General features: G+C 69.0%; 13 protein-coding genes and 1 pseudogene. 9 read left to right on the forward strand and 5 right to left on the reverse strand.

What is annotated here, in order from left to right:
* Nucleotides 1-5100, reverse strand: a 5100-nt coding sequence (locus tag ACFWP5_RS47590; RefSeq protein WP_384172065.1) for a beta-ketoacyl synthase N-terminal-like domain-containing protein, incomplete at its 3' end; no start/stop codon positions are given.
* Nucleotides 5101-5224: 124 nt separating this feature from the next.
* On the opposite strand from ACFWP5_RS47590, the gene ACFWP5_RS47595 reads away from it, so the two are divergent.
* Entirely contained in the window at nt 5225-5671 is a 447-nt protein-coding gene (locus ACFWP5_RS47595) for a hypothetical protein (protein WP_384172068.1), read from the forward strand.
* Nucleotides 5672-5701: 30 nt separating this feature from the next.
* Nucleotides 5702-6631 carry an oxygenase MpaB family protein gene (locus tag ACFWP5_RS47600; protein ID WP_384172071.1) on the forward strand — a complete coding sequence of 310 codons (930 nt, stop codon included), beginning with the start codon at nt 5702-5704 and terminating at the stop codon, nt 6629-6631.
* Between the two features lie 30 nt (nt 6632-6661).
* Here the strand turns inward: ACFWP5_RS47600 and ACFWP5_RS47605 are convergent, their stop codons facing one another.
* From ACFWP5_RS47605 to ACFWP5_RS47615, 3 genes are all read right to left on the reverse strand, one after another.
* The gene (locus ACFWP5_RS47605) at nt 6662-7468 is read right to left on the reverse strand and encodes a class II aldolase/adducin family protein (RefSeq protein ID WP_384172074.1); all 807 of its coding nucleotides are present in this window, start codon (nt 7466-7468) and stop codon (nt 6662-6664) included.
* A gap of 139 nt (nt 7469-7607) precedes the next feature.
* Nucleotides 7608-7808: an Lrp/AsnC ligand binding domain-containing protein gene (locus ACFWP5_RS47610; RefSeq protein ID WP_384172076.1), complete on the reverse strand. Its 201-nt coding sequence runs from the start codon at nt 7806-7808 to the stop codon at nt 7608-7610.
* Between the two features lie 83 nt (nt 7809-7891).
* Entirely contained in the window at nt 7892-8029 is a 138-nt protein-coding gene (locus ACFWP5_RS47615; protein WP_384172079.1) for a hypothetical protein, read from the reverse strand.
* A 354-nt stretch (nt 8030-8383) separates the two neighbouring features.
* Between ACFWP5_RS47615 and ACFWP5_RS47620 the strand changes: the two genes are divergently transcribed.
* Both ACFWP5_RS47620 and ACFWP5_RS47625 read left to right on the forward strand, forming a co-directional pair.
* The gene (locus ACFWP5_RS47620; RefSeq protein ID WP_384172082.1) at nt 8384-9076 is read left to right on the forward strand and encodes an RHS repeat-associated core domain-containing protein; all 693 of its coding nucleotides are present in this window, start codon (nt 8384-8386) and stop codon (nt 9074-9076) included.
* The gene (locus tag ACFWP5_RS47625) at nt 9070-9609 is read left to right on the forward strand and encodes a hypothetical protein (RefSeq protein WP_384172085.1); all 540 of its coding nucleotides are present in this window, start codon (nt 9070-9072) and stop codon (nt 9607-9609) included. Before ACFWP5_RS47620 ends, ACFWP5_RS47625 begins: the two co-directional genes overlap by 7 nt.
* Nucleotides 9610-9942: 333 nt before the next feature.
* Here ACFWP5_RS47625 and ACFWP5_RS47630 read toward each other — a convergent pair whose 3' ends face one another.
* Nucleotides 9943-10953, reverse strand: a complete 1011-nt coding sequence (locus tag ACFWP5_RS47630) for an RNA-binding protein (protein WP_384172088.1) — start codon at nt 10951-10953, stop codon at nt 9943-9945.
* A 111-nt stretch (nt 10954-11064) separates the two neighbouring features.
* Here ACFWP5_RS47630 and ACFWP5_RS47635 point away from each other — a divergent pair.
* The 5 genes and pseudogenes from ACFWP5_RS47635 to ACFWP5_RS47655 form a co-directional block, all read left to right on the forward strand.
* Nucleotides 11065-12252, forward strand: a pseudogene (locus ACFWP5_RS47635) (dihydrolipoamide acetyltransferase family protein); the annotation flags it as partial.
* A 196-nt stretch (nt 12253-12448) separates the two neighbouring features.
* Nucleotides 12449-13144 carry an alpha/beta fold hydrolase gene (locus ACFWP5_RS47640; protein WP_384172091.1) on the forward strand — a complete coding sequence of 232 codons (696 nt, stop codon included), beginning with the start codon at nt 12449-12451 and terminating at the stop codon, nt 13142-13144.
* Between the two features lie 67 nt (nt 13145-13211).
* On the forward strand, nt 13212-13814 hold the full coding sequence (locus ACFWP5_RS47645) for a helix-turn-helix domain-containing protein (protein WP_384172094.1): 603 nt from the start codon (nt 13212-13214) through the stop codon (nt 13812-13814).
* A gap of 61 nt (nt 13815-13875) precedes the next feature.
* Nucleotides 13876-14280, forward strand: a complete 405-nt coding sequence (locus ACFWP5_RS47650; protein WP_384172097.1) for a RidA family protein — start codon at nt 13876-13878, stop codon at nt 14278-14280.
* A gap of 31 nt (nt 14281-14311) precedes the next feature.
* Nucleotides 14312-14965, forward strand: a complete 654-nt coding sequence (locus ACFWP5_RS47655; protein WP_384172100.1) for a TetR/AcrR family transcriptional regulator — start codon at nt 14312-14314, stop codon at nt 14963-14965.
* The last annotated feature ends 238 nt before the right edge of the window (nt 14966-15203 follow it).

The following is a 15203-nucleotide window of genomic DNA, read 5'->3' on the forward strand; positions in this document are numbered from 1 at the left end:
GTCCAGGAGGGCCGGGTGGAGCATGTGGTGCCGGGCGTCCGCGACCGGCAACGGCCCGACCTCGGCGAAGAGTTCGTCGTCCCGCCGCCACAACGCCCTGACGCCTTGGAACGCCGGACCGTACGCCAGCCCGGCCGAGGCCACCCGGTCGTAGGCACCGGAGAGATCCACCCGCGTAGCACCCGCCGGCGGCCACGCCGTGAGGGAGACCGCGCCGTCCAGGACACCCGGAACGGCCGGGCCGAGCCGACCGGTCGCGTGCTGCGTCCAGGCGCCGAGCGCACCGGACTCCTCGGGCCGCGCGTACACGTCCGCCGCGCGGCGCCCGGAGTCGTCCGGCTCGCCCAGGACCACCTGGAGTTGGATGCCCGCTTCGTCGTCCTCGGGGAGGAACAGCGGGTTCAGCAGGGCGAGTTCCTCCAGTACGGCGAGACCGCACAGGTCGCCCGCGTGCAGCACGAGGTCGGCGAACGCGGCGCCGGGCACGAGGGTGTGTCCGCCCACCACGTGGTCGCGCAGCCACGGCTGGGCCGCGCCGGACAACCGGCCCGTGCACAGCAGGCGTTCCGTACCCGGCACCGTGACCGTCTGCGTGAGCAGCGGATGCCCGGAACCGGCGGTCGCGTCGGCGCCGGTGTCGGACAGCCAGTAGCGCTGCCGCTGGAAGGGATAGGTCGGCAGGCCGTCGATGCGTCGGGCACCGCTGTCCGCGTACACCCGGTGCCAGTCCAACCGCACGCCATGGACGTGGAGTTGGCCGAGTGCGTCGAACACGGTCCGTGGCTCGGCGCCGTCCCGGCGGGTAGCCGCGGTGAAGAGCAGTTCCTTTCCGGTCTCTGCCAGGCTTGCCGCGGCCTGGGCCGTGAGCTGGGCGTCCGGGCCGATCTCGGTGAACGCGGTCACCCGTCCGTCGTGCGCCAGCCAGTGCACGGCGTCCCCGAACCGCACGGCCTCACGGGCGTGCCGTACCCAGTACGCGGCCGACCTTAGTTCCTCCCCGGTGGCCGGAAGCCCGGTCAGGCCCGACATCACCGGGATGGTGGGGGAGCGGTATGTCAACTCACCTGCGACGCGGCCGAATTCGGCGAGCATCGGCTCCATGAGAGGGGAGTGGAAGGCGTGGCTGACCCGTAGCCGGACGGTACGGCGGCCTCGTACGGCGAAACGCTCGGCGAGCGCGAGGACCGGCTCCTCCACGCCGGAGACGACGACCGCGCGGTGACCGTTCACGGCCGCGATCGCGACCCCCTCGGTCAGCTCGGGCGTCACCTCCGCCTCGGTGGCGTCGAGTGCCACCATGGCACCGCCCTGCGGCAGCTCGCGCATCAACCTCCCGCGCGCCGCGACCAGTTCGACGGCGTCCGCCTCGGACAGCACGCCCGCGCAGTGGGCCGCCGCCAGCTCGCCGACCGAGTGTCCGGCCAGGAACTCCGGCCGTACGCCCCAGGATTCGAGCAGCCGGAAGACGGACACCTCGAAGGTGAACAGGGCGGCCTGCGCGAAGTCCGTACGGTTCAGCAACACGCCCGCGGCGGCGTCCCAGAGGACTGAGCGCAGCGGACGCTCCAAGTGGGCGTCGAAGCGCGCGCACAAGGCGTCGAAGGTGGTCGCGAACTCCGGGAAGGTGTCGTACAACTCCCGTCCCATGCCCGTCCGTTGGGCTCCCTGGCCGGTGAAGAGCAAGGCCAGGCGGGCGGCGGAGTTGGTGGTGTGTGGCGGGGCGGAGGTCGTCAGGGCGTCGAGGGCGGTCAGTGCCGCCCTGCGGTCGTCGATGGGGACGGTGGCTCGGTGGGGGAGCGCGGCTCGGGCGGTGGCGTGGGTGAACGCCAGGTCCGGCAGGGGGAGTTCGGGGTGGGCGCGGAGAAAGGCGGCGGTGCGTGCGGCCTGTTCGCGCAGGGCTGCCGGGCTCGCGGCGGAGAGCAGCAGTGGGGGTGTCACGGGGCGGCGAAGGGGTGGTTCTTCGGCTCCAACCGCCTCGGGCTCCTCCAGGATCACGTGCGCGTTGGTCCCGCCGATGCCGAACGCCGACACCGCCGCCCGTCGCGGGCGGCCGTGCTCGGGTCGCCATTCCTCGTCCTGGGACAGCAGTCGTACGGTGCCCGACGACCAGTCCACGTGCGGCGACGGTTCGTCGGCGTGGAGGGTGCGGGGGAGCCGGTCGTGGTGCATCGCCAGTACGGTCTTGATGACGCCGCCGACACCGGCCGCGGCCTGGGTGTGCCCGAGGTTGGACTTCAACGAGCCCAGCCACAGCGGGTGTTGGGCGGTGCGGTCCTGGCCGTAGGTGGCGAGGAGCGCCTGTGCCTCGATCGGGTCGCCGAGTGCGGTGCCCGTGCCGTGCGCCTCCACGGTGTCGATGCCGGCCGGGGTCAGGCCCGCGTCGGCCAGCGCCGAGCGGATCACCCGTTGCTGGGCGGGGCCGTTGGGCGCGGTGAGCCCGTTGGACGCGCCGTCGGAGTTGACGGCCGAGCCGCGCAGTACGGCCAGTACGGGATGGCCGTTGCGCCGTGCGTCGGAGAGCCGTTCCAGCAGGACCAGGCCGACACCCTCGCCCCAGGCGGTACCGTCGGCCGCCGCCGAGAAGGGCTTGCAGCGGCCGTCCGGAGCCAGCCCGCGCAGCCTGCTGAACGCGATGAACGGGCCGGGCGAGGCCATCACCGTGACCCCGCCGGCGACGGCCAGTGAGCACTCCCCGTCGCGCAGGGACCGTACCGCCGAATGCATCGCGACCAGCGACGACGAGCACGCGGTGTCCACCGTCACGGCGGGCCCGCGCAGCCCCAGCGTGTACGCGATACGGCCGGAGGCCACGCTGCCCGCCGAGCCGAGGGCGAGATGCGCCTCCAACTCGTGCCCGCCGCGGTGCAGCAGTCGGCTCGCGTAGGTCGCGTGCATGACGCCGACGAAGACGCCGGTGTCGCTGTCGCGCAGACCGGCGGGGTCCATGCCCGCCCGCTCCAGCAGTTCCCAGCCGGTCTCCAGGAGCAGTCGCTGCTGGGGGTCGGTGGCGAGGGCCTCGCGGGGCGACATGCTGAAGAACGCCGCGTCGAAGTCGGCCGCGCGGTCCAGGAATCCGCCCCGGCGGGTGACCGACTTGCCGAGGCGGTCGGGGTCGGGGTCGTACAGGTCGGCCACGTTCCAGCCGCGGTCGGTGGGGAAGTCGGAGGTCGCGTCGGTGCCGTCGGCGACCAACTGCCACAAGTCCTCCGGGGATTCCACTCCGCCCGGGTAGCGGCAGGCCATGGCCACGACGGCGATCGGTTCCCCGGGTTCGGCGTGATGGCCGTCGCCGGACGTGCGCGCGGGGCCGGGGCGGGTGCCGCCGTGCAGCGCGTCGCGCACCAGGGCCGCCACGGCGGTGGGCGTGGGGTGGTCGAACACCAGCGTCGCGGGCAGGGTGAGACCGGTAGCCGTGCCGAGCCGGTCGCGCAGCAGCACACCGCCGAGCGAGGTGAGGCCCTGCGCGTTGAACGGCACGTCGGGGTCGAGTTCCGGCACGGGGACGTCGAGGGTCCGTGACGTCACTTCGAGGACCAGGTCGAGCACGGCGTCGGACGCGGCCGAGAGGCGCTCGCGCAGCGCGGCCGAGGCGGTCGTACGTTCCGCGGCGAGGCGTTCCGGCAGCTGCTCGGCGAGCACGGCACGGGCGATCTTGCCGGAGGCGGTGCGGGGGAGGGACGCGGTGGGGTAGATCTCGTCCGGCACCTTGAACCCGGACAGTCGTTCGCGGCAGGCGGCGAGCGCCCGCGCCGTGTCGACCCCGTCCGGGCCGGGTACGACGAACGCCACCGGCACCTCGCCCAGCACGTCGTGCCGCCGGCCGACCACAGCGGCGTCGGCGATGTCGGGGCGGGCCAGCAACACCCGCTCCACTTCGGAGGGGTTGATGTTCACACCGCCCCGGATGATCAACTCCTTGACCCTGCCGGTGACATGGAGATGACCGTTCGCGTCGCGCCGACCGAGGTCACCGGTGCGGTACCAGCCGTCGGTGAGCGCCTCGGCGGTCGCGTCCGGACGGTTGTGGTAGCCGGCCATCAGTCCGGGACCACGCACCCAGATCTCGCCCTCGTCCCCGTCGCCGGCCTCGGCACCGGTGGACGAATCGGTGATCCGGACGTCCAGTACCAGCAGCGGAAAACCACGCGAGGGGTCGTCACGGGGGCCGTCGAGTCGCTCGACCGCGATCTTCCCGCAGGTCTCCGTGGAGCCGTACCCGTCCAACAGAGGTGCGGCCAGGGCCAGTTCGACCTCGGCCCGCAATTCGGGGGAACAGGGTGCTCCTCCGCTGACGCACACCCGTAGCGACGCCGGCACCGGACGCGCCGTCTCCCGCAGTGACTCCAGCAGAAGGCGGTAGGTGGCGGGCACCCCGCCCAGGATCGTGAACCGCTCGGCGGTCAGCGCCTCGGCGACGTTCGCGCCCGGCGCGAGGACGCGCGCGGTCGCCCCGACCGAGAGGACGCCCAACAGGCACACGGAGTGACCGAGGGCGTGGAACATCGGCAACGGCCAGAGCAGTTCGTCCTGTTGCTCCAGTCCGTACGCCGGTACGTAGGCCGCCGTCACCGACCACAGTCCCGAACGCTGCGTGGAGACAACGCCCTTGCTCTGCCCGGTCGTGCCCGAGGTGTAGTGGATCCAGGCCGGCTCGTCGAGCCCGAGGTCGTCACGGGGCGCCGTGCCCGAATCCGTCCCGGCGAGGGACTCGAAGGCGACCGCGCCGTCGGTCGGTTCGTCCCGTCCGCCGACGATCACCCGCTGCACAGCGCCCAGTTGGGCGATCGGTACGGCGACCGGCTCCTCGGTGACGACCGCGACGGCACCGCTGTCGTCGAGGAAGTACGCCAACTCCTCTTCCGACGCACCGGAGTTGAGCAGCACGCCGACCGCTCCGGCACGCAGTACCCCGAGCCAGGTCTCCACCAGCTCCACCCGGTTGCCCAGATGGATCGCGACCCGGTCCCCACGCCGTACCCCGAGCCGTACCAGATGCCCTGCCACTCGCCCCGTGCGCTGCTCCAACTCCCGGTAGGTGACGGCACGTCGGTCGTCCCGGTATGCGGTCTTCTCGCCGATCCGGGTCGCGTGCTCCCGCAAGACGTCTGGCAGCGTACGCACCGACTCGCCCCCGTACATTCCTGTTCCCGCCCCTTCGTTCCCCCCGGAGCGGTCACCGTACGACAGTGGTCCTCAGAAGGCGGCATAGGGCACGCTCTACGGCATGGTGATGTGCGACTACTTCTCTGCCGCGAGTGAGGAGGACGCCGTAGGTGTGCTCGACGAACCGGGCGGGCCGGATGGGTCGGTGTTCGACGTGCTGTCCCTCAAGGGCATCGACTCGGTGGTCGTGATGGCGCGGCTCGAAGCGCTCCTCACGGACCGCACCTACGACGAGGCAGGCGCCCGCCCCCGTGCCGGGCAACTGCTCTCCGACCCCGAGGCCGAAGGCGCCTTCGTCATCAGCGTCTCCGACACACTCCGGGACGCGCCGGCCTCGGCGTCCGCCGACCAACTGGGCGCGGTGGCAGGGCCGTGCGCGGACTTCGAGGAACTGAGCGCCTACGGTCTCCCGCCCACCGAGGCGTTGGAGGTGCTTCAACTGCTGTCCGGCCTGGCCGGGAGAGCCGTGGCGGAGAACCGGCGGCTGTACTGCTGGTGGGCCCTGTAAGATCCACAACTCTGCAGTCAGGAGCGGCCCTTGACCACACTCGGCGACGCGTCGGCGCCCGAGCCGCTCGGTCCGTCGTCTCTGGCCTGGCGGTACTTCAGCGACTGGCGGGGCATGCTGATCGGCCTCTGGGCCGGGTCGATGCAGAACATGCATCCCGCCCTCGGCGCCGGAGTCGAGGAACACTCAGAGTTCTTCGACGAGCGCTGGGAACGGCTGCTCCGCTCGCTCTACCCGATCGCCGGAGTGATCTACGACGGCCCGGACGCGGCCCGAACGGCCCGCGAGGTACGCGACTACCACGTCGACATCAAGGGCATCGACAGCCAGGGCCGGCGCTACCACGCCCTCGACCCGGACACCTTCTTCTGGGCACACGCGACCTTCGTCATGGTCCCGGTGCTGGTGTGCCGGTACTTCGGCCGGCCGTTGACGGAGGAACAGAAGGAGCGGTTCTACGCCGAGAGTCTTCAGTGGTACCGGCTCTACGGGGTCAGCGACCGGCCCGCTCCGGCCAACTGGGCAGGATTCAGCGCGTACTTCGAGCGGATGTGCGCCGACACCCTGGAGGACAACCGGGCGGCACGCGCCGTGCTCGACATCCGCCGCATCGGCAGGCCACCTTTCCTGAAGTGGCTGCCGGAGATGGTGTGGCGGGTGATCCGCGGTCCGCTGACGCGGCCCTTCGTCTGGCTCACCGTCGGGATGTATCCGCCCACGGTGCGTGCCAAGTTGGGCTATCGCTGGTCGCGTCGGAGCGCGGTCGGGCTGTGGGTGGTCGGTCGTGCGGTCGCGCTCGGCTGGCACCTGGTGCCGTTCGAGCGGCGCTACCACCCGCGGGCCCGGGCCGGTTGGCAGCGGGTGCGCGGTCTCGCCGTAGGACCGGTCGAGACGCCGCGACGGAATCTGCCTCCGGAGGAGCGCCGGGGCGACGGGAAGCACTACGCGCCCGACGTGTAGCAGTCGACGTGCGGTTGTCCTCGCGGCGGCTCAGCCCAGGACGTCGGGTTCTTCCTCCACCACGAGGTCGGCCAGGAGGTTGAAGTTGTGCCGGGCCATGTTGGCGTTGCTGAACTGCCGGTGCGCCAGGGTGACTTCCTCCTCGGTCATGATCCGGGGCTTGCCGGCGGCGTCGGCGAGGAGCTGCATCTGGCACGCGCGGTCCATGGTGATGAACCACCACGCGGCCTCTTCGACGGACCGTCCGACCGTCAGCAGACCGTGGTGGCGGAGAATGGCGGCCCGTCGGTCGCCGAGCCGGGCGGCGATCAGCTCGCCCTCGGTCCGCTCCAGCACCAGGCCCTTGTACTCGTCGAACAGGACATGGTCGTCGTAGAAGGCGCAGGACTCCTGCACGATCGGGTCCAGGAGCTTGTCCAGTGACGCGAAGGCCCTGCCGTGGATGGTGTGGGCGTGCGCCACCGCCACGACGTCCGGACGGGCCTGGTGGACGGAGGAGTGGATCCAGAAGGCCGCCTTGTTGGTCCTGCGTTCACCCTCGACGACCCGGCCCTCCTCGTCGATGAGAAGCAGGTCGCTGACGCGGATCCTGGAGAAGTGCACCGCGTACGGGTTGACCCAGAACCTCTCGGGGAACTCGGGGTCCCGCGCGGTGATGTGTCCGGCGATGCCCTCGTCGAAGCCGTAGCGGGCGAAGATCCGGAACGCCGCCGCCAACTGCCGCTTGCGGTGGGCGCGTTCGGCCTCGATGGTCTCGCGGTTCTCCGCCAGGCGAGGAATGTCCAGTTCCTCGATGTTCTCGAAGTCGATGTCGTTGCCTCCGGTGGTGGTGGACATCGGTACGTCCTTTCCGGTGCGCGGCTCATGGTGCGCGGGTCACGGGTCACGGTTCACGAGGGATTTCTTTCAGGCTGCAACCATCTCCCATCGCATGTCAACCTGGCAGGCAAGAAATGTTGCCTCCTGGGTACATCGCTCATCCGTTGTCCCAGTCACCCCTGCGCCATGCGCCCAGCACCATGAGCGTCTTCGTGCCGATTACGGCGCCCGAGCGCCGGAGCCGGTCGATGACATCTCTCAGGTGCTGCACGTTGGTCACCCGGACGCGGACCAGGGCGTCGGGGTCGCCCGCGACGGTGAAGACCTCCAGGGCCTCCGGGACGCTGGTGGCGGCCATCGTGATCGCCTCGACCTTGACGTCGCCGGACGCCTCACCCGGGCCGACGACACTGACCCGGACGGCGCCTGCACCCGCCGCGACTACACCTTCGACAACAACACCAACCGCACCGCCCTCGCCGTCGCCACCAGCGACGTCGGCACGGCCTGCACCAGCACGGGCGCCAAGACGACGTCGTACTCGTACGACAGCGCCGACCGGCTGGAGAGCTCCGGCACGGTCTACGACGCTCTCGGGCGCACCACGACCCAGCGTCCGGCGCGACCATCGGCTACTACGCCAACGACCTCGTCCGCCAGCAGACTTCCGGCACCAGTCGGCAGACCTGGACCCTGGACGCGGCCGGCCGCCTCGCCGCCTGGACCACCGAATCCGACGGCAGCGGCACCTGGACCCAGACCGGATCCAAGACCAGCCACTACGGCGCCGACGGCGACAGCCCCGACTGGATCCAGGAGACCAGCTCGACGATCAGCCGCAACGTCCAGGACATCGGCGGAGACCTCGGCGCCGTCACCAGCGCCACCGGCGACACAGTCCTGCAGCTCGCCGACATCCACGGCGACGTCACCGTGGAACTCCCCCTGGACACCAGCCAGACCCTGACCGCACTCGCCTACGACGAGTACGGCACCACACAGGGCGACACCACCGCCACCCGATACAGCTGGCTCGGCGAAAAGCAGCGCTCCAGCGAAACGGTCACCGGCGCCACCCTCATGGGCGTGCGCCTCTACGCCCCCGCCACCGGACGCTTCCTGTCCATCGACCCCGTACCCGGCGGCTCGGCCAACGCCTACGAGTACTGCGGCGGCGACCCGATCAACCGCTACGACCTCGACGGCAGGTTCTGGGGCTTCCACGTCAGCATCGGTGCGAAGCTCGCCTGGCACTACGGCAAGCGCTTCTACCGGGCCGCCAACCGGTGGAACAACCGCCAGCAGGCCCGCATTGTCGGCGTCGGCCTCGCGTACGTCGGGTCCCGCTACCTCGGCTACCGATGCCGGTACCGCTACGGTATGCGCGCGTGCACCGGCGGCCGAGGACTCCACGCCCGCGGCGGAACCACACTCGGCACCACCTACTTCACCTCGTCCAGCCGATACGTCACGCCGGCCAGGATCCGGCACGAAAATCGCCACAAAAAGCAGTGGATGAAGTACGGATGGCGCTTCGCCTACATGTACATGCGGGCAGGGCGAAACCCATGCCACAACAGGTGGGAGCGTCGCGCGAATTGGAAGGACGGCGGCTATTCATGCTGAGGCAACCCCGGAAAGTACCCGTGTGGCCCTTCGCGGTGGGAGGCTCAGTACTCGTACTGGCCGTCCTCGCGGCCGTCGGCGCATGGGTGTACGGCGCCTACAGCATGTCGGACCCCGTGCCCCCCGTCCTTGGCGCACGCGTCGAAGGACAGACGATCGTCGTCAAATTCCCCGTCTGCCCCACTGACGTGATCCGGCGCGTAGAGGTCACGGACTTCGACGACGACACCAGCGCGAATCCGGACGTCCTGTGGTGGGCCTCCAACCCCACGACACCATCAGCCTGGAAAGGCGTCGCCACACTCTGGTCCGGTGACGGATTCGAGAACCACGCCCCAGAGCCGGCCCGGTCCGCCATCCCCCGCAACCTCGTGGTCGGGTACCTGGATCCGTCAGGCGACGGCCGGGACGGCGTCGTCACGCTGCGCACGATCTCCGCGGCGAAACTGAAGGCCGGACAGTACTGGACCGACGACGGTCCCAAGACCGCCGCGCAAATCGACGCACAGCTCAAGTGCCACAGCGCCGGATGAGGAGGACTTCGTAGGCAACAACTGTTGGGCGGGACAGCAACTCTGATCCGCTCGAACTGAGAGGGGGCAGTGCCATGGTGCGGCACCCCCTGCCGGTCGCGGCTGACCTTCACGATGGCGGATCTCCGAGGAATTGACATCGCGATGAGACGGCTCTCTGCTGACACTCCGTGAGACACCGCGCAAAGTCGCAGATCACAAGAGCGCCGTAAGACATGGACGATGAGTCCCTACACCTTCATGTGGGATCTCAGATTCCGTGGCCGGATCTCACGACCGATGGCCACTTGGTGGCCGGCCGGCCACCCATCCGGGACAGGCCGGTCGAAGCGCTCACCCTTGAGGCTGACGAAGTACCCAGTCACGGTCGCTCGGCGTCGGCTCGGTTCGCCAACGAGCCCGTAGGACTCCGTCGTTGTCGGGCATGACAGCAGTGCACAGAGGAACAGACTCACCCGCATATACAGACAGGAGCGCGGCGGCACGGGCACGGGATATCCGGGCGGTCAGTTCGGGGAACTCGTCCTCGTTGGCGATGGCGCTGCGGATGTTTCCGTCGTTGTCCTGCCAGACGCCTTCGACGAGGCCGTCAGCGGGCAGGGCTCTCAGGACGGCGTCGATGTCGGTGGACAGGGACGGCCAGACGGCGAGACGGGCCCGGGGAGCCAGTCCCACTCGAACCAGGTCGATGGTGTCGCTGGTGAGGTGGTGCCATCGTGAAGCTCCTTCGAGATACGTCTCTTCCAGGATTCCCGCACGACCGGTGGCGACTTCCCTGTGCAGGTCGGCCCAGAAGTCGTCATCGCCGGGCCGCTGGATGACCTGCCCTTCCTCCTCGGCCTCGAAGGCGTACGGGGAGGCGTCCAGGCGTTCTGGGAACAGTCCGAACTCCCGGATGTGGGCCACCGCTTCTCCGCAAGGCAGATTGCTGCTGATGTAGAGGTATTGGTCCCGTCCCACATGGACCGCGAACGCGCCTTCCACCTCCAGCCGGCACCAGGCGCCATCGTCGCGCAACATGGCGCGCACCAGCCGCAGCCCGATTTCGAGCGGTATTTCTGCCCCGTCGTGAAAACCGGTGGGGCCGGCAGGGAAGAACCCGTCCAACCCAAAGCCGTCCACCGGAGATTCCACACCGAAGTACGCGAAGGACGGAATCTGCGGTTCACGTACGGCCAGGCGATCGACGCCGGTCTCCGCGGCGAAGGCCGCGACCGCCTGAAGACAAGACGCCTCGACCTCGCCGTGATCGCTGACCGTGTCCTCACTGCCGGTGTAATGCCCGTGTTCGTCACGGTCGGCGGGGTCGTACTTGGTGACGCGGTACACGTACGGGAGCTGCACCGCCCCATCATCCACCACGCTTGTGTGGCCCCGCGAGGAAATGCCAGGGGCGGTGAGACAGAGACGTAGGTCAACGTCCTGAGACGGATTGGGAACCTGCTGGTCAGCGCAATGCTCTATGCCACGAGCCACGAGGTCCTACACCGGCCCGGTGACATCGTCGAGGTGGAGACGGCCAAGGCCGCCGTCGAACTTCCCTCGCCCTACGCCGGGGTGGTCAGCGCCCTCCACGCGGACGTGGGGGAGTTGCTCCCGGTCGGCAGGCCGCTCATCACGATCGACACCGACGCACCGGGAGAGGCGGCAGACCGAGAACCGGACGGCGGGGCGGTGCGGCAGCCGGATTCGGAACAGGCCGCACTGCTGGTCGGTTACGGTCCGCAGGGCACCGGCGCCGGCCGTCGCAGAAGGCGTCCCGCCCAGGCGCAGCCCCAACGTGCGGCGGGCGGTGTCGAGGACAGCGGCCCGGACCGAGCCGCAGCCCGGCCGGCGGCCAAACCGCCGGTCCGCAAACTCGCCAAGGATCTCGGCGTCGACCTGGCAACCGTCGCCCCCACCGGCCGCGGGAACACCATCACCCGCGAAGACGTCCACGAGTCCGCCCGAGGCGCAGCCCCGCAGGCCGTTTCCGCCCCGGCCCCCGACACCTCCCGGACCTCCGAAACCCGCATACCGATCCGCGGAGTTCGCAGGCATACGGCCGCCGCCATGGTCGCCTCCGCGTTCACCGCGCCGCACGTCACCGAGTTCATCACCGTCGATGTCACCGCGACCACGCGGCTGCGTGAACTCGTCGCGGGGCGCGGGGAGTTCCGCGAGCTACGGGTGACCCCGCTGCTGTTCTTCGTCCGGGCCTTCCTGATCGCGTTGGCCAAGGCCCCTGAGGCGAACAGCAGTTGGGACGAGGCGGCGCAGGAGATCGTCCTGAAGCACTACGTCAACCTCGGTGTGGCTGCGGCGACGGAGCGCGGTCTGGTCGTGCCGAACATCAAGGGTGCGGACCGGTTGTCGTTGCGTGAACTGGCCCAGGCGCTGTCGGACCTCACCGCGACCGCCCGAGCCAGCCGCACCTCCCCTCAGGACATGACCGGCGGGACCGTCACGCTCACCAACGTCGGGGTGTTCGGCGTGGACACCGGTACGCCCATCCTCAACCCGGAAGAGGCCGCCATCCTGGCCGTCGGTGCCGTCCGCCGTATGCCGTGGGTCGTCCAGGACGACGACGGGAACGAACGCGTCGAGCCGCGCTGGGGCACCCAGCTGGCGCTCTCCTTCGACCATCGGCTCATGGACGGCCGACAGGGCTCCGAGCTGCTGGCAAATACCGCGCAGATCCTGCACGAACCGGGGCTGGCGATGCTGCAACGACCGCCGTGCCGGTCGGCATTCTGGCCTAGGAGGCAATATGCTTTGCCAATGAGGTTGACGCGGGTAGGGCTGGACCGTGACTCTGTGGGAAGACCGGGGGGTTCTGGAGTCTCAGGAGGAGCGGGCTGTGGCCACGTTCGTACTCGTACACGGTTCGTGGGGCGGTGGCTGGGTGTGGGACCGGTTGCGCCCCCTGTTGGAGAGCGCCGGCCACACGGTTCTCACGCCCACGTTGACCGGCCTCGGCGAGCGGCACGATCTCTCCTCGCCGGACGTCGGCCTGAACGTGCACGCGCGAGAAATCGCCGAACTCCTGGAATCCGAAGGGGTGCAGGACGCGATCCTGGTCGGGCACAGCTACGGCGGGATGGTGATCACGGGAGCGACCGCCCTCGCCGCCGATCGTGTCGGGCAGGTGGTGTACGCGGACGCGTTCGCCCCGGTGACCGGCGAATCGGCGTTCACGATGCTGCCGTGGCTGGAGAAGGCGTTCACCGAGTCCGCGGGGCCCGTCGAGTGGGAGGTGGCGCCGCTCGACCCCGGGTTGCTCGGTGCGGACGACGAGGGGGCGGCGTGGCTTTCGAGCAGGCTGACGCCGATGGCGCGCTTCACCCACGAGGAGCCGCTCGGTCCCGGGAGCGAAGACGCTCTGGCGAGCAGGGCGGTCACCTATATCTACTGTGCCGATCAGGCTCTCTTCACCGATGTCGCCGCCTCGGCGGAGAAACGGGGGTTCAGGGTCGTGGCGCTTCGCGATGTCACCCACGTCGGCCTGCTGACGTTCCCGCACATCCTTGAGCGGGAACTACTGAACCTCGTGTAGAGGGAGGCCGTCCGAATGTACCTGGCGGGCGCGCCCTATTGCCTCAGAGGCATGTTATTGTGCGGAAATGCCGATCGAGGACACTGATCTCTGGGTTGCCCAACGCCTCAAGGACATGCGGGGCGAGCGTGGCATCACCCTGACGACACTGGCCGAACAGACCGGCATTTCCTCGGCGCATCTCTCGCGCCTGGAGAAGGGTGTACGCAAGCCGTCCATCGGCAGCCTGCTGCAGATCGCCCGCGTTTACGGCGTATCCATCAGTGAGTTGGTACAGGAACCCGATCAGGACGACTTCCATCTGGTGCGTGCCGACGAGGCGATGACGCGCGACGGGCAGGACGGCCGATACACCGTGCTGAGCGGACCTCGGGAAACCATGTCCGTCATCCGGGTCGAATTGGCGGCCGGTAAGAACACCAAGACCGCCCGGCACGTCGGCGAAGAATGGCTGCACGTGCTGTCAGGGGCGATCACGCTCGATATCTCGGGTGTTTCGCTTCAGCTCGACACCGGGGATTCGGTGCATTTCGATTCGTCGAAGGAGCATCGTCTCACCAACAAGGACGATGTCGTCGCGACCGTCCTGATCGCATCAACAGCGGCAACCGTTCCGATGCGGCACCCCATCCCGGCGTCGTCACGTCGAAATTCGGCGGACTCGCGCTGAGCATTGCGTGAACGCGCAGGGTGCACGTCGGTCATTCCGGGAAATAGAGGGAAGACTCGCGATGTCGTCACCCGTTGCGCTGAATCCTGTTGAACTCCCGCCCCTTACCGGCGTGATCTCCCACGGCCTGGCCGTTCCCGACCTCGGCCTCATTTACACGTCCGGGCAGGTCGCGTGGGACGCGAAGGGGGAACTCGTCGGCCGGGGTGACCTGGCGGCGCAATTCACCAAGGCCTACGAGAACATCGACGCGGTTCTCGCCGCCGGAGGTTCGAGCCGTAGCAAAATCATCAAGGAGACGATCCATCTCGTCGGGTACAACACCGACAACGCCGGGCAGTTGATCGGGCTCATCGCCGGCAGCCGGGGAGCAGGGCAAACACCTCCGGCGAGTGCATGCGTGGGCGTGGAGACTCTCTTCGCGGAGGGCTATCTGGTCGAGATCGAGGTGGCCGCGACCTTGTGATCGGTCGCTTCGGCCCAGGTAGCATTGATCGGTGACCAAGTCGCCAGGCGCTGCTCCCACCAAGGTCGGCATCACGATCGATCGTGTTGTCGAGGCCGCATTCGATGTCCTGCAACGGGACGGCATCGCCAAACTGTCCGCTCGCGCGATCGCAGCCGAACTCGATGTCCGGATGAACACGGTCATGTGGCACATCCGGACCAAGGATCGGCTGCTCGGCCTGATGGCGGAATCCATCATGGGCGAGGTCGACCTGGACGACCTGCGCGGGGACTGGCGCGAGCAAGTGGCCGAACTGCTCCGGCGCCTGCGGCAAGCGATGCTCGGACACCGGGACGGCGCCTTGCTCGTCGCCGGGACCTTTCCCGTCGAACCGAGCACGCTGGCCTTTTCCGAACGGGTGGTGACGGTCCTCTTCGAAGGCTGCCCCACACGCAAGTCGGCCGCGTGGACGTCGTGGAGCCTTTTCTATTTCACGCTCGGGCTCGTTCAGGAAGAACAGGCGACACCGGGCGCGTTCCACGATCGCCTGCGGGAAAGGGTGGACGAGCAGCACTTCCCGGGCCTCCACTCGGTGCTGGAGGACTACGTCTCGATCGACTACAGCGAGCGCTTCGACTTCGGGATCGAGCAGATCCTTCAGTCGGCCCCGACGACCAAACCCCGACCTCGCGCCGGGAGTTGACAGTGCGTCGGGGTGCCGTAGCGCTCGCTGCACTCTCATCGAGGATGCGCCGTCGCGTCCTGGGATCAGAACGGCTCTTCACGATCCAGGGTGTAGTCGCGGCCTGAACCCGCCGGACTCCAGCAGTGATCTGGCGATGTAGTTACTGAGGTTGAACTCGGGTTGTCGTCGGTGTGAGTGATAACCCGGTTTCGATGAGGCATCCGTCGATGAGGTGGGGGCGGTACTGGATCGTGCG

Source organism: Streptomyces sp. NPDC058469, from assembly GCF_042721125.1.
Taxonomy (GTDB): domain Bacteria; phylum Actinomycetota; class Actinomycetes; order Streptomycetales; family Streptomycetaceae; genus Streptomyces.